The organism is Stenotrophomonas sp. YJH_SMC_135 (genome assembly GCF_059372355.1).
This window is the reverse complement of sequence record NZ_JCAFVN010000003.1, coordinates 246569-260502: the sequence shown is the minus strand read 5'-3', so window position 1 is coordinate 260502 and position 13934 is coordinate 246569. Positions and strand designations below refer to the sequence as shown.

The 13934-nt window shown below is 60.9% G+C and carries 19 protein-coding genes; 15 read left to right on the top strand and 4 right to left on the bottom strand.

Translation table 11 applies throughout. The annotated features are described in order from the left end of the window. The first annotated feature begins 9 nt into the window (after positions 1-9). Positions 10-1245, top strand: a complete 1236-nt coding sequence (locus AC5P98_RS12225; protein WP_229302642.1) for an abortive infection family protein — start codon at positions 10-12, stop codon at positions 1243-1245. On the opposite strand, the gene AC5P98_RS12220 is transcribed toward AC5P98_RS12225, so the two are convergent. Together AC5P98_RS12220 and AC5P98_RS12215 are read right to left on the bottom strand one after the other, a co-directional pair. Then, the gene (locus AC5P98_RS12220; RefSeq protein WP_088470567.1) at positions 1246-2664 is read right to left on the bottom strand and encodes a hypothetical protein; all 1419 of its coding nucleotides are present in this window, start codon (positions 2662-2664) and stop codon (positions 1246-1248) included. Between the two features lie 146 nt (positions 2665-2810). Then, a complete protein-coding gene (locus AC5P98_RS12215; protein WP_065427649.1) occupies positions 2811-3308 on the bottom strand; it encodes a hypothetical protein in 498 nt (165 codons plus the stop codon). A gap of 195 nt (positions 3309-3503) precedes the next feature. Between AC5P98_RS12215 and AC5P98_RS12210 the strand changes: the two genes are divergently transcribed. The 10 genes from AC5P98_RS12210 to AC5P98_RS12165 all read left to right on the top strand — a co-directional run bounded on the left by AC5P98_RS12210 (position 3504) and on the right by AC5P98_RS12165 (position 9223). After that, positions 3504-3719, top strand: coding sequence for a hypothetical protein (locus AC5P98_RS12210; protein ID WP_134950994.1), 216 nt, complete (start codon positions 3504-3506; stop codon positions 3717-3719). A gap of 31 nt (positions 3720-3750) precedes the next feature. Continuing rightward, the gene (locus tag AC5P98_RS12205; RefSeq protein WP_049396668.1) at positions 3751-4164 is read left to right on the top strand and encodes a hypothetical protein; all 414 of its coding nucleotides are present in this window, start codon (positions 3751-3753) and stop codon (positions 4162-4164) included. A gap of 168 nt (positions 4165-4332) precedes the next feature. Continuing rightward, entirely contained in the window at positions 4333-4788 is a 456-nt protein-coding gene (locus AC5P98_RS12200; RefSeq protein ID WP_229302643.1) for an H-NS family nucleoid-associated regulatory protein, read from the top strand. A 2-nt stretch (positions 4789-4790) separates the two neighbouring features. Continuing rightward, entirely contained in the window at positions 4791-4994 is a 204-nt protein-coding gene (locus AC5P98_RS12195) for a hypothetical protein (protein ID WP_088470568.1), read from the top strand. Between the two features lie 1013 nt (positions 4995-6007). Then, positions 6008-6442 (top strand): BLUF domain-containing protein, encoded by a 435-nt coding sequence (locus tag AC5P98_RS12190; RefSeq protein ID WP_049396666.1) that lies wholly within the window; start codon positions 6008-6010, stop codon positions 6440-6442. A gap of 187 nt (positions 6443-6629) precedes the next feature. Next, complete coding sequence (locus AC5P98_RS12185; protein ID WP_138927470.1) at positions 6630-6812, top strand: hypothetical protein; 183 nt, start codon at positions 6630-6632, stop codon at positions 6810-6812. A gap of 61 nt (positions 6813-6873) precedes the next feature. After that, a complete protein-coding gene (locus AC5P98_RS12180) occupies positions 6874-7347 on the top strand; it encodes a BLUF domain-containing protein (RefSeq protein ID WP_049396662.1) in 474 nt (157 codons plus the stop codon). A gap of 208 nt (positions 7348-7555) precedes the next feature. After that, positions 7556-7789: a hypothetical protein gene (locus AC5P98_RS12175; protein WP_071227533.1), complete on the top strand. Its 234-nt coding sequence runs from the start codon at positions 7556-7558 to the stop codon at positions 7787-7789. Between the two features lie 48 nt (positions 7790-7837). Next, positions 7838-8452: a hypothetical protein gene (locus AC5P98_RS12170; protein WP_049396660.1), complete on the top strand. Its 615-nt coding sequence runs from the start codon at positions 7838-7840 to the stop codon at positions 8450-8452. A 585-nt stretch (positions 8453-9037) separates the two neighbouring features. After that, the gene (locus AC5P98_RS12165) at positions 9038-9223 is read left to right on the top strand and encodes a hypothetical protein (RefSeq protein ID WP_154344369.1); all 186 of its coding nucleotides are present in this window, start codon (positions 9038-9040) and stop codon (positions 9221-9223) included. Between the two features lie 478 nt (positions 9224-9701). Here AC5P98_RS12165 and AC5P98_RS12160 read toward each other — a convergent pair whose 3' ends face one another. Further along, positions 9702-11147 (bottom strand): EAL domain-containing protein, encoded by a 1446-nt coding sequence (locus AC5P98_RS12160; protein WP_049396727.1) that lies wholly within the window; start codon positions 11145-11147, stop codon positions 9702-9704. Positions 11148-11388: 241 nt separating this feature from the next. Here AC5P98_RS12160 and AC5P98_RS12155 point away from each other — a divergent pair, with 241 nt between their 5' ends. From AC5P98_RS12155 to AC5P98_RS12140, 4 genes are all read left to right on the top strand, one after another. Further along, complete coding sequence (locus AC5P98_RS12155) at positions 11389-11556, top strand: hypothetical protein (protein WP_153643641.1); 168 nt, start codon at positions 11389-11391, stop codon at positions 11554-11556. A 223-nt stretch (positions 11557-11779) separates the two neighbouring features. After that, positions 11780-12148, top strand: a complete 369-nt coding sequence (locus tag AC5P98_RS12150) for a hypothetical protein (RefSeq protein ID WP_049396658.1) — start codon at positions 11780-11782, stop codon at positions 12146-12148. Beyond that, positions 12129-12317 carry a hypothetical protein gene (locus AC5P98_RS12145; RefSeq protein ID WP_049396657.1) on the top strand — a complete coding sequence of 63 codons (189 nt, stop codon included), beginning with the start codon at positions 12129-12131 and terminating at the stop codon, positions 12315-12317. Before AC5P98_RS12150 ends, AC5P98_RS12145 begins: the two co-directional genes overlap by 20 nt. Then, positions 12314-12511: a hypothetical protein gene (locus AC5P98_RS12140; RefSeq protein WP_049396656.1), complete on the top strand. Its 198-nt coding sequence runs from the start codon at positions 12314-12316 to the stop codon at positions 12509-12511. Before AC5P98_RS12145 ends, AC5P98_RS12140 begins: the two co-directional genes overlap by 4 nt. 144 nt (positions 12512-12655) lie before the next feature. On the opposite strand, the gene AC5P98_RS12135 is transcribed toward AC5P98_RS12140, so the two are convergent. Then, positions 12656-13762, bottom strand: a complete 1107-nt coding sequence (locus AC5P98_RS12135) for a hypothetical protein (RefSeq protein ID WP_495230042.1) — start codon at positions 13760-13762, stop codon at positions 12656-12658. Positions 13763-13934: the final 172 nt, after the last annotated feature.

Here is a 13934-nt window from a genome sequence, read left to right as displayed (position 1 = left end):
GAGCGGTGCTTGGGCGCCGCTTACGTGCTGCTCCAAGAGAGCGGGCACACCGACGCGGCAGATCTTCTTCGCACCGCGACCGCAGTGATCCAGCACGATACCTCTGACAACTGGAACGGGGGAACGAACTACTGGAACGTCCTGCTGGAGGTGCCAGCGCCGGAGTTTGCGCGCTTGCGGCCCAAGCTCAAGGACGTTTGCGAACAGATCACCGAGGCATTGACGGAAGCCATTCCCCCGAATGGCCACGACTTGTTCGCCGCCCGGTTGATTCCCATCGTGGGCCAGAACGAAGACTGGCGCTCCTCCTCTCCAGTTGTCATTCCCCGTGCCGTTCGTCGGAACATCTTTGATGGGCTCCGATTGGAGCAGGTGAACGTGTTCGGCGCGTTGGACGACACCGAGTTTCTAAGCCGCATCTACGAGCTGCGGCGGTTGCCATCCACCGATTCGCGCTACAAGGACGCCGCGGGGGACATCTACCAGCACCGGGTCAACAATTTTGACTGGGACGATTACTGGATCTTCGACGACGACCGATTTCCGTTGCTGGATGGTCCGGCCGATACCTTCCTACGGTTCCTGGCGGAAATGGTCCACCCGGTGGTGAGGCCTGACCGGGAGGAGGCCGCCACCATCGTTGAGCACCTCAACGACCAATTGCGGCAAGCGGGTTGGCACTTGGTCGAAGTCGAGCGGATCGCAGGAAGGGCCCGGTATGAACCCCGCCCATTGACCTCCAATGGTCACCGATCCTTTGAGAGGGGAAGGTCTGCCGCCGATTCCTTGGACGCGGGCGCCATCGCCAAGCAGATACAGCGCATGGAATACGCGGTCGAGAAAGATCCGGAGCTGGCCATCGGCAGCGCCAAGGAGCTGGTGGAGTCGTGCTGCAAGACCATCCTGGGCAAGATGGGGGTGGAGATAGGCAAGAGCGACGACATGAACGACTTGGCCAAGAAGCTGGCCAAGAGCTTGGACCTGGTGCCCGAAGGGATCGATGACCAAGCCAAGGGGGCCGAGTGCATCAAGCGCATCCTGAGCAACCTGAACCAAATCGCCGGTAACCTGGCCAACCTTCGCCGCCTCTACGGCACCGGCCATGGCAAAGACGGCAAGCACCGTGGGCTGCAGCCCCGGCATGCGCGCTTGGCGGTGGCGTCTGCCGTGGCATTTGTGGACTTCGTCACCGAGACCTACCGGGATCGGCAGGTCAAGGCGAAACCGACGTCCACCGTTCGCTGATCAACGCCTATCAATGAGCACGGGGGCAGCGCTCGTCTGTAGCAGGTGTGCCGGGAAAACCGACGGTTGCATGTCGTGCTCCAGCAACTCTGGCGTGCCGTTGGCAGGCAGGTGCTTGAACGCAGTTACCCGAGTGCCCTGGGTTTTGACGAGAACACGGGTGGGTTGGGTCGCATCGCTCAATAGCGCTTCCCCTTGCGCAATGATCGAGCGCTCTGCCCGGATATCTTGATCCAGTGTTTGAAGGGTTGAGCGGAGCTCTTTGGTGAGCTCTGTCCGGTGGGTGGCCAGCGTTGTTTTGAAGACCATCTTGGAGTCAACGCGCATGATCAGATCAGTGATGTTCTGCTCGAACAATTCCCGGAGTCCTTGGGGTGAAAAGGTCTGATCGAAATCATGCTGCACGGTGCGATACCGTTCCTGCTTCAGCAGCGCTTCGCCAGGAAGTGCAGTTAGCAGTGACCATGCTTGGAATCGGACGCGAGAGCAAAGCAAGGCCTCTTGGAACAATGTTTCGATCTCGCTCATTTCCTCGCGAATTTTCTGGGGAAAGTCTGAGGCGCCAAATGTCTGGGTGTCCTGAAGGTCGGTCAAGGCTTGGATGCGTTCCCTTAGCAATTGATGGATCTCGTGCTTCTTGTCCATCATCTTTTGATACTGGTCTTCAAGGGTCTGTCGGTTATGAGGGGTGTGCTCACCCTGCAAGATGGGCACGGATACCTCCCTCAGCGTATCCATGGCACCCATCAAAACACCGCGGCGCTGAGCATCCAGCTTGCCCTCCACTCGTCCGATGGTCTTCACGATGCCGTCCAGTTTTTCACTGATATCGGCCAAGTGCTTTTGGGCGACTACGACGGAAGCGACCTGCCAAATCGCGGCTGCATTCATAGCGTTGCTCAAGCTATCGGCCTTGGTCAGCAACCCATGTTCCTTGATGCCACCGCTTCCGCCGTTGGTCATCGCCCGGTAGGTTCCCTCAATGACATTGCCCGCCGAATCTTTAGCGTTGAGCAGAGGACCGTTGATCGCTACCTCAAAAACGTTTTCTGGAACCCCTTGGGCGGCCAATGCGCTCGTGGGACCTGCCTGGAGAAGGGCGTTCAAGCGGCCGACCGCTTTGGGGGGCTTGCGGCTCTTGCCGGAGACTTTGTCAAACAAGGCCAGCGGTAGCTGCGTCACAGCGAGGGCTCTTTCACCCTGCTGATTCTCGACGATCAACGACGTGGTTGCCGGTAAGGGCAAGGGGCCGGGAGGGCTCAGGCTGGTTTCGTGCAGCTGGGCTTTGAGCGAGACTGCATCCCACTGTCCTTTCAACTGTTCGTTCACTACAGGGCGGCGTCGGCTGGTGATACCCCATACGACAGTGCCGCCAAACACGGCCGCGACCGCCATTGCAGCGACGGTTTGAATATCCATATTTTCCCCTGGTGCCAATCTGGAAAATTTACCGCAAATTTCTCATCGGCGCATCTTGTTCAACTGATGATGCCGCGGCCGGATGCCTTGGCCTGTTCCGTTAGGTTCATAGGCGTATGCGGCGCGGTTGCAAGTGCGGCGGGTTCTCAAGGTTCGGCTGGCCCAAACGCGCCATGTTCCACCAGATCCAACAGGATCTTGGCCACGTCCAAGGCGGCGCGCCCCCATTCGTCGTCATCGCCGTCGAACGGCTGATCACCCGGATCTTCCTTGCCACCGTGAAAGAGGTTGTTGCGCACGCGTCGGGCTGCCTCTACCAAAGCAATGGCATCCGATGGATCGTGGTCGGGCCGATCCAAGGGGCGCTGGCGGAAACGCGCCCGCCGTAGACCCTCCACCTCCACGACTACCTGGACCTTGGGCCGGTCGCGTTCTCCGGCAAGAATCTTGTCCCGAGTGTCGTCGTCCAGCCGCTCCACGAACGCGGCGGGGGGCAATGCGGAAACAACGGCGTTGACCGCCCACCAATCCACCATGGCATCGCGTTTCCCTTGGCGGATAAATCTGGGGCGGTGCTTCAGCTTGGCCTCTAGACGGCCAAAGATGCGAAGCAGAGGAAAGGCGAAGTGGTCGGACACCGGCATGCCGGCATCGTAACCCATCTTTTCGCCACTAAATCGCCATTGGCACGCCTGTATGTCCAACAAATAGTTTAACGTGTCGAGGCCGCCTAGTTCGGCGGTCTACAGGGGATGCATATGCAAAGGAAGAGCATGTGGTTGGCTGGCGCTCTGCTAGCCGTTTGTGGTCAGGCTTGGGCGGGTCAGGGGGAGGTGTGCTTGGCAGATAGCCAGAACACGCCCGCTGGCATCATGAAGCCTTTTGAGGACGCCACCGTCTTTCGCTGCAAGACGATCGGGGCGGTGACCGTCGCGCAGCTCTACGCGAAGGGTTGGCGGGTGGTCTCCGTGTTTCCGCAAAGCTCATTGGATCCAGCGAAGCCCGGTGTGGTCAGCGTGGTCTGGACCATCGTGGCTGAAAAAGACGAGCGCTGAGCTCTGGACTTCCGGTTGAGAATCAGTGCTGATGCATCGATACCAAGAGGTTTCCCAGGAAGATCCATGGGGCTGCGCAGCCGCCTGCGTGGCCTCTCTCATGGCCATTCCGTATGCGCGAGCGAAAAGATGGCTGGAGAAGGAGAAGGGACTGTCGGTGTCGGAGAAGCCCTATGGGTTCGAAATCGACGAGATAGCCAACGCCCTGTTTAAAAGGGGGACGAAGCTGATTGCCGACTGGAATCCCTCTTCGCCAGTCCCTGACGGCGCCATCCTGTGTATCTACAGCAGAGTTCGCTACCGCGATTTTCATTACGTCCTCAAGGTCCCAGGGGGTTACATGGACCCCTGGTTTGACTTGAAGGAAGGCCAGATGGTCGGCAAGGTGCGTGCCTCCCTGCCGAAGGGAACGAAGATCTACGTGGCACTTGTGCCGGCTCTTTGACCCGTGGTTCGCTCAAGGAGCGAGAGGCGTCGAGAGCTGGTGCTTAGGATGGAAGACTTCAGGGGGATCGGCTATAACCGTTGAATTCCCTAATGGAGCCCTCCCTTGGCCCTGACCACCCTGAAGTCTCTCAACGCCGAAAGCAAACAGCTCGAAGCCTAGAAAAAGGTGGTCGAGAAGCGCGACGGTGAGGTGCCCAAAGCCCTGGCGGTCCTCCAGAAGTATGCGAAGGTCCTCAGTCCGGCCCAGCGGCGGCAGGTGGCCAAGCTCATCGGGGAAACGATCGACGCCAAGCCGGCGCGTGCCGCCAAGGCTGCCGCGGGTCCCCTCGAAGGGCGCAAGCCCGGGAAGGTGGCGCCGAAGTATCGCCTTTCAACCGGTGAGACCTGGGCAGGTCGCGGCTTGGCCCCCAAGGCCTTCACCGCATGGGCCAAGTCCGCCGAGGGCAAGGCGTGGGCTCAGGCCAACCCCGGAGCGAAGTTCCCGTCGGCGGATGGGACGGTGAAGAAAGCTCCCGCCAGGGTGGCCAAGAAGGCGGGCAAGCCGGTGAAGAAGGCCGCCCAGAAGGCCGTCAAGAAACTTGCGAAGAAAGCCGTCGCCAAGAAGGCCAGCAAGAAGGCCTGATCATGCGCGGCCTGTTCCCCAAGAAGAAGAGCCGGCTCTCGCCGCAAGGCAACGCCATCGCGGCCGCCCACGTGCTGCTGGACAGTGCCGAGGGGCGATTGGACGAGAAGCCCGCAGGCAGGCGCTTGCGCGAGGAAGTGTGCCTAATGGTCCTACCTGACCTGCATCCAATGCCTGTCAGGGCAAGAAGCCTTGGTGGCCATTGAATCGCTGCCCAAAGGGTGGCAGGACAACGGGCGCACCCAGGTGCACCTGTTGGGGGCTGCGGTCATGGCTGCGCACACGGGGGCCAACCTGCGTCCGGACGGCAGCTCGCTATGCGCCAGCTACTTGCGATCGCCACACGACTTTCACGCCACTGTCACGCGGTTATGGCGATCTTCACCCCAAGCGAACAGGAGATTGCTGAGCGCCAATGGCCCGGGCGCCTTGACTTGCTGCCACCCGCGGGCCTGTAGGATCCCATCATGGAACTACTTTTGCGTCTTGCTATGGTTATCTTGGCCTGCGCAACTGGTCTGGCGCTGCTCCAGCTTGTGATCGCGCTCTTCAAGCCGCCGTCCTGCCGGGAATGGTTGCGCCGTAGGAGAGCGAGATGATGCGTTCGTTTCACTACGCCTACCGGAAGGCTCGCGATTGGCACAGCTCCGTAGCGACATCGATTTGGGCCGGAGTCCGCTATTCGTTTACGGGCGACACCGGCTATTTCAAGTCGCACGGTGGCTGGCGTCTGTCTCGCGTGCACCGGGGGCCTGAATCGGCGGAGCAATGATCGCTTCGGCTGAGCCTGGCGGGCCGCCAAAGGATTTAAGCCCTACACAACCCGCTCGGTTTGTTTCGCTTACAGATCGGCCGTTTGTGGTGCGGTGAGCCCATCTACCCGGACGGCCGAAATGACGGGCGGCGCGCAGGCGTTGCTCTCACCGCTGCCGCTGTCGGATACTGATCCTGTCCATCGTTCGTAGCTCGCAGTTCGCGCCGCCCACGGAGCCACAAGAGGGACGAAAGCCGCGGTTCTCGCGCACCTCGGGGCCGTGATCCCTAGCGAGGTCATCGCTCTTGCAGCCAACTTGAGTCGGGGACGGGGCTAGCCATGGAGCACTCTTAAAGGTTCAGGAATAGCGCAACTGAAAACTGAAATTCAAGCTGGCCTGCGTTTTGTACACAGCTGATCCACGTTGGCCGGCTTGCACTGGTGCCGAGTGAAAGGTAGCCCGTAATGTCTAAGTGTGCGGTGGTGTTCGTAAGCGCGGCTGTGGAAGAGATCGGTGAGGAGCGCTTGCCCGAAGTCATGCGTGCAGGCCGAGAGTTCAATGCCAAGTGCGGCTCGCGTGCAGTTGTATGCTTCGACGGCAGCAGGTTTTTAACGTATTTGGAAGGCACAGCGAGTGCGGTGGCTGCGAGCTCCGTTTACACCCAGTCCTTCACCCTGCATACCGAAATCGTTGAGCTGGCGCGGGGCTCCATCCAGCAGTTGCGGTTCCCTGCGCATGCGTTGCTCTTCCTGCCAGTGTCGGAGGCCGAGATGAAAGGGTTGATGAGGTCGGACTGGGTTAACTTCTCCCAGCGCTTCGGTGGGAAGTTCGTGCCTGAAACGGGAATGGAACGGCTTGCCGAATTGGTCAACAATCGGATGAATGACATCCCGCGATGACGGGGTAGCGGACTTGCCTGTAGGTCCCGCGGTTGAGATCGGACAAGCGGAAGCACGGGCGTTGGCAATTTGGCACAGTCGATAGGGGCCTGCCATGCGGTTGGAATTCACTCACAGCCACATCTACCCTGGGGCCGCAGCGACCCTGAACGGAGAGCAGGCCGAATCGGGCGAGGGAACCACGTGCTTGGTCGAGCTCAGCGATGGCGTGGTCCTTTCGACCAATTGTCTGGTTCAAGACGGTGAGATCATTCTTTCCATGCCGAGCTACCTGACCGCCCGTGGTGCAAAGATTCCCGCTAAGGATTGGGTGCTGCGGAAGGACTTGGAAACCGGCGCTTGGAAGGCAAAATCAAAGGGTGCCGAGTAGCGCGTGTCGCTCTCCACGACCCGGCAGTTTTTTTGGTCTGAAGCAGTCATTGGAGCATGTCATGCCAAATCGTGCGGTGGTCTTTGTGAGCGAGGCCAGCCCCTACCTCTCCGCTGGCCGACTGGTTGAGTTGATGGCCGATGCTGAGCGGTTCAACAGGCAAGCCGGGGTGACTGGTGTGACCCTCTACGACGGGGCCCGCTTCCTGTCCTACATGGAAGGTGCACCGGACGGCCTTCGCGTTGCATACGCCAGGGCATCCGAAGCGCGCAGCCACCTGAACTTGATTGAGTTGGCACGCGGACGTGTCTCGCAACGCCGGCTGCCGCGGTGGCCAATGCGATTGTTTGAGGCCAATGAGGGCCAGCTGCAGAGCATCGCGATGGCGGGCTGGGCCGGCTTCGCGCAGCGGGGCGATGCGGAAGCAATGAATGCTACGGCGATGGATCTCCTTGTGCGATTCACAGGTGGGCCGGCTGCCTCGGTCTACGTTGGGCCCCTGTCTAGGCCACTTAGCAAAGGAGGGGCGAACTGAGCATTTAGGCAAGCGGTCTGCTACACAGGAACGAAGCGACGCTCGGAGTCACATTGCCGGCCGCCAGTGAGGGATGAATTGCTAGGTTGCAGTCGTCTGAGCCTGACTTTCCGCGTCGCAGGAAGGGCAAGCGTGGAACATACGGGATTGGTTGAGGCCAGCGGCGTTCGCGTGCACACTGCTTTTTAACAGTCAGGGTTCGAGGGCCATGGGTACTTCCAAGCCGGGCAAAGATTTAGAACGGGTCACCTTGTCGGTGGGAGAGCACGTTTACACCTCCGAGATCTGGCGGCTCAGTGAAAGCCGTTGGGTTCTTCTCGCTGTCGAGGTCCACGGCGTGGGAGGGCGCTCGGATTTGAGCATCAAAGCGTCGTCGTGCCTCCATGCGTTGGACGCGGGAGAGCGGATTGCGTCTGAGATTCTCAACAACCCCAATGGCTGAATTGGCGTTGGAAGGTTCAATCGACTGAATGGATCCCAAGGACGGCAGATGAGCATTTTGAACGTGTTGCTGAGTGCCGATCACTTGGCTGTGACCGTCGATACCCTTGCGCAAGATGCTCAAACCGGGGCGCACTCAGAGGGCGCCAAGTTGCTTCTGCTGCCTCAGCACAACGCCGTCTTGGCCACGCGTGGGTCGGCCCAGTTCTTCCTAAGAATCTACGAGCTCTGTCTCCAAGCCAGTTTTCGAGCAGACTTCACGATAGAGCGGCTGTCCGGCGAGCTTGGCGGCGTGATTGATCGCCTCTGGCCAAACTACGTGAGCGCGGCGGCAGCCGCTGGCATACCCATCAGCGCTATGCACACCGAGTTGGTTTTGGGCGGCTGGTCGGCACACGGCCAGCGCATGGTTGCCACCGCTTATGCAAAGTCCGAAGATGGCCGTCCCGCCGTGGTCCAAGCGCTGGTGGGAGGCTTGGCGTCGCCAGGAGAGCCCTTGCGGAATCAGCCAGCAGGCATGGGACGGGCGGAGTTGATGGCAGCAGGACGCTTGCAAGCCGCTTACCTCAACGGCGACAGCGAGCGGCCATTAGCGGGCGGTCGTCTGTTGGCAGCAATTCTCTCAAAGGGCCAAGCAACCGTTCTCGATCTGGGAGGTCTCTAGGGGGCAGGGCAAAGCGTCGATTTGCTCGGCCACGGACCTCAGTCCATGACGCAAGCCAAGCAGAAAGTCTGCATTGGAGCGTTGGCTGGGGAGGCACATGGATGTCGACGATCATGGGCATCAGGTGGGCCCATGCAAGGCGCACCGTGGTGGGATTGGCAGAACTGGCCACCAAAGCACTGACCGCATACTACAAGGCATTGGTTTTGCCCTCAGCGTTGGGCAGGCGCCTCTCGCACTCGCTCAGGCTGAGCTCCAACTTGACCAACGCCTCCGTCTCAGCCTTGTGCATACCCCTCCTCCATTGGCTGGCCACCGAATCGCGGTCTGGCAGCAGGGTGGCCCCAAGCTCAAGCGTTGGAAACCGGTGAGCGTTCCGCTTGACTGCACCGTCAATCGGCCCTTTCGGGCCAGCACACAGCGGTCCACTCTTCAATCACGACTCGCCATGCGCGGGTGGTTAGGTTGGGGGCAAAGCTTTTCCAACCTCGCGCGTGCCACCGCCTAGCGGTTGTCACAGAGCGGGCAAGTGAGCACGGCGGCGCCGTCCAAGTCCAGCAGGTCACGCCCTGGAACCAATCGCAGTTGGCGGCCGCATTCCAGACAAGCGCAACTGATCCGCGTGACCTGCAAGAGCGAGCCGTCGGCCCGCCGCACACCCTCAACCTGATCGATGAAGAAACGTCCAATGTTGGGCATGAAGATGAACAAAAAGCTGAACAGAGCGGAATGCATATGATGCACCGCGACAACCCCACCGGAACCAGATGAGAAAATTGGATTCTGAAGAATTCATCTACGGGGTCGTCCGCGCAGTCCGCACGCCAGATACCGCTGTCCGATTCCTCTATTGCCGTCGCAGGAGCATGATAAAGAGGCGGGCTGCACGGCGACAGCCTTAGGCACAGGGAAGTCACCGAGCGGCGCTGTTGGAAAGCGCTGAGCCAGTTCGTTAACCAGCAAAAGGCCAGACCGGCGGCCAGTCGGTTGCGACCACTGCTGAGGGTGTGTGTCGCGCGTTGCCCTAAAGAGGCCGCCTGCTAGGGGTGCCGATCACGACGATGCCCTGAACTGCCGGGGCGTCACCTAGGGCGAGGGGGAGTCACCCCGTTGGTTCGGCGGCGCCAATTGGGGTCAGCGCCATTAGCGGAGTTTTTCACGATTGTCGCGTCCATCGGACGCACGGACATCTTGCTAGGGCGAACGTCAAGCGCCAGTGAACGCGCTCGGGTCGACCCGTGCGCGAGGGCTACCCAACTTGGATGGCGGCAAGCGCGTCTTTGGTTGAGAGAGGGCAGCCATAGTGCCACCCTTGGCCAATAGCCTCTGGAGCAATCCGGTAGAGCAGCAAATCTTGCGCCTCTGATTCGACGCCTTCTGCGATGACATCCAGCCCAAGCTCACGTGCGATGCGATACATCCCTGGCAAAACGGGCCGCAGGGGGGAGTCCTCGTTGATAGCGGCCACGAACATGCGATCGATCTTGATTCCTCGAAATGGCGATTGGGCGAGGTGGGAGAAGTTGGCGCTGCCGGTCCCGAAGTCGTCGATCAAGAACCGGTATCCCAGAACTGAGAGGGCCTGCATGTTGCTCTTTGCGGCAGCGGACACGAGTTCTTCCCGCTCGGTGATCTCGATGCGAATTTGCTCTGGCAACACGCCAAAATCGTTGGTGACGCTGCCGATGTAGCGAACGACGCACTCTTGGGCCATGTCCACGGGCTCGGCATTGATGCTTACGTAGAGGTTCCTATGCTCCCTCAGCGCGGGGGCGAGATCATTCATGGCACGGGCCAGCACGTATCGAAAAAGATCAGGACTCAGGCCGAATCGGTGGGCAATGGGCACGAAGATGGCCGGCGGGATCTCATCGTCTCCCGGCGGGCGCCAGCGGCTGAGCGCTTCAAATCCCACGAGCTCCCGCGTGCCAATTCGACGCAGTGGCTGGTAGGCCAGTTCGATCTCGCTGCGCTTCAGTGCAAGCACCAACCGTTGCTGGATGGTTTGCCGAGCCGTGATTTGGTGTTTGATCAGCAAGAACGCGAGCAACAGCCCTACCGAGGCACCCGCTGCCAGGATGGTGGTGAGCAACGCCGAGGGCAGTTCGGACACCACGTGCCTAGGGCTGGTAACGAACGCGCAAACGTCGGCCACCCGGCTGCAATGTTGAGCTTGGACGAGAGACGGGGTGCCGACGCGGCTGGTCGGGGACAAGGTGCGGAATGTAAACGATCGGTCCTTCGTTTCGATGCTGATGGAGCTGCTGCGCGCAGGGTCCAAGCTCTCGAAGGCAGACGGGGAGGACACGGTGAACGTGTCGCCTTGGGCGATCAGATTGGACCCGGTGTAGGGGGAGGCAACGAGATCCGACGCGTGCCAAAGCCGGACAGCGCCGCTGGAGAAGCGTGGGGCGGGGAGGGTGTAGGGGCGCGAGCGCCCCCAGAGAGCGCTGCAGACAAGGCGTCCGTCTCGGATGCGACCGATGTCGCTCATGTAGATGGAGCGGAACGCGATCTCCTTTAGTGAGTCGATGTCGGTGTCGGAGCAAGGCGGCTGTCCGATGCGAGAGGCTTGTTCGGCCGCTACGCGCCGGTTACGAGATATGGCCTCCGCGCGCGTCACCGCGGCTTCCGCCACTGCCTCCGCCCCTTCCTTGTCACGCACGTAGAGGATGGCTTGGGCGACCGCGAGCATCGCCAAGAGGCACACCGCCGTGGCTCCTATTACGGTCAAGACGTAGCGACGCCGATTTTCTCGAACGCTCAAAGCAACCCCCGATCTGAAACGCGCCATCGCTTCGCTTGGCTTCTCGCCTCATTTACCTTGTTACAGATTTATCGGCAAGCTTTCCATGAACTTCAGCCCCAGCTCCACTGGCTTGCAAGCCTCGATCGAACAACCATGCATCTGCGTCTGAACTGTACAGCAATAGGCCGTGAGCCCGGCGATCGCCAGCATGGCCACCCAGGACCTGCTGGTGGCAGCGCAGCTCCAGGCTCGATACCTCAACGCCAGCATGGGGCGGACCGTCGCTGGCGGACGGTTGCTATTGGGCTTTTTGAAGCCTGGCCAGGCGGTGGTCAAAGACTTGGGCCCGATTTAGCCCTGCCAATTTGGTCACTCGGACCGTTCAAAGCATTGCCCCAGTCGAGCGCCGGCTGACGGGCAAGTGCAGCCGCGCCTGCAGCGTGATCGGGCTTTTCTCCCAATTTTTAGCTTTAGTCAAAATAACCCCCTTGTGGGTTTCGCGTGTCGGTGTATCCCAGATGTATGACGTTCGTGATGCGTGCGTCTGACACCGACCAACGAAATGCAAAGGGGGAGAGATGTTCATTGGATTCAGACTGACGAAGCGGCTTGTCGTCAACGTCGTGGTTGCCCTGGTGCTGGCGCGATTGCTGTTTATGGGCATGGACGGCTTGGACCGGTATTCCGACACGTGGAACCGCACCTTTGGGGCGAACATGCCCAACGCCAGCGGGTTGCGCGGGGCCGTCAACGGCGCACGCCAGGTGTTCCCGTCGGGGTTGGACGAGTATGCGCGCCAGGCCGAACTGGACGCGGCGCAAAGCACCAAGCTCATGGATGTTTTTGCCAGCGTGCTCGGGCGCGTGAAAAACGAGGAGGTGATGCTGCCCTCGACCATCAATTCCGCTGGAGGGGAGGGCTCGATCTATGACCGCTACGACCATTGATTTTGAGTGGCTGTCCATCCTCTCCGGGTGGTCCTTGCTCAACGACAGCGCGGCGCTGCTGCGCACCCCGGGCCAACGTTGGGCGGGCTTGGAGGGATTGCTTATCGGCTACGGCCTCATCGCTGGACAGTGGTTCGTCCTGGCCACCATGGCCGGAGCGCTGGCATGACCACCGTGGGCGCGATGCTGGCCGCCATGTTGGCTGCAGCGTTCCTGGCCGCTGTCCTGGGCCTGGCCGGTATCCATTGGGTCAACGCCCGGCACGCCAGCGGGGCGCTTCGTGAGCGCTACCGCTTGCGGGCCCAAATTCTGGCCGGTTTGGCGTTGGCGTGGGTGCTCACCGTGGCGAGGCTGTCCACGTGAGCCGGCCACCTTATGTGCAGATGGCCGTTCGCGTGCCACGGCAGCTGAAAGATCGGCTGGAACAGGCGGCAGCCCGGGAGGGGCTGCATGCCAGCGAAATGGTTCGCTTGTTGCTCTGCGAGGGCTTGGCACGCCGTGCGGCGATCAATGGGCAGGGCGCTTCACGATCCGGTGGTTGAGCAGCGGCCGAATAAAGTTGGCCGGCGTGGACTTGTCCAATGGTTGGGCGCGCACCTGGTATTGCCCGCTCTCGCACAAGCGCAACAACTCAGCTTCGTCGTGGATCTCGCGCTGGCCATCCTTGGTGTTGCCCATCTTGGCCACCCGGAACGCCACGTTTCCCGTGTCTCGGTCCCTCATCCGCACCGGGACGATCACCCTTCCATCGTGGCGAACCAGGTGGAAGGCTCGGGCAAAACGGTCGCCGTTGGACGCCCTAATGGGCGCAATCGGCGCAGGCGGCGTGGCACGCTTGACTGGTGCTGGTGCTGGTGCTGGTGCCGGTGCCGGGCGAGGCGGAGCTGACAGGGGCCGCGCTGGGGTCATGTGGCCCAACGCTTGGCGCGCCAGCCACTTCTTGCGGCCCGGTTGGGTGGCGGTGTCACCGTCGATCCACGCTTGAAAGGTCCCGTTGGCCGGGCTGGGGTGCGACGCAAACACCCATGTCCGGCCTTGGGCGCTAAAGGCTACCTCGTTGATTTCATGGAAATCGTTGAATTGCTGGCGCATGAGCGCCTTGACCCCCTTCACGTAGGCATCGGTGGTCCCCAACAAGACCACGCGCTCCACGCTATCAGGAAGCGGGTCCAAGTGGCGTGCTACGCATGTTTTCATGGCTTCCAAGGGCAACGACGATCGCATGGCCTTGGGCATGATGGTGCCACTGCTCACCAGCTTGCCTTTCTCCATCGCCGACAACCCACAGCGCACCAAGGAGGCGGCGCCCATGTGGCGGCTTTCGGCGGTCAGGGCGTCGTCGATCGTCTGCCCACCCAGATCAACCCCAAGCTCGTGCAACACGGCTGCGAGGCGAGGGCGCATGGCACCTGCAAAGGCGACCGCATCGAAGCTCCCGTGTTGGGCGGCGGCAATTTGGGTGGCCCCCTTGGAAAACCCCAGGACCAAGGTTTTAGGGACGCTGGTTCCCCAGTAGCCGGGATTGGCACGGAGGTGCCAGCCTCCCTCTACACGCACATCCAGTCCTGGTCCATGGCATGCGCGGCACGCCTGCCAGCCGTGGTGAGTTGTCATGGGGCCTCCGCATGATCCTTGAAGGCCCATACAGTTAAAGCACGTGCGAGCGGTATGCAAGAGCTTTCTGTCGGCCAAATGTGGCGGAAAAATGGGATGGCATGGGATGGCGTGCAATAGCTGCATGGCAGCACGGTGTGGAGTAGCCTGACACCATCATACGAAGGTCAAT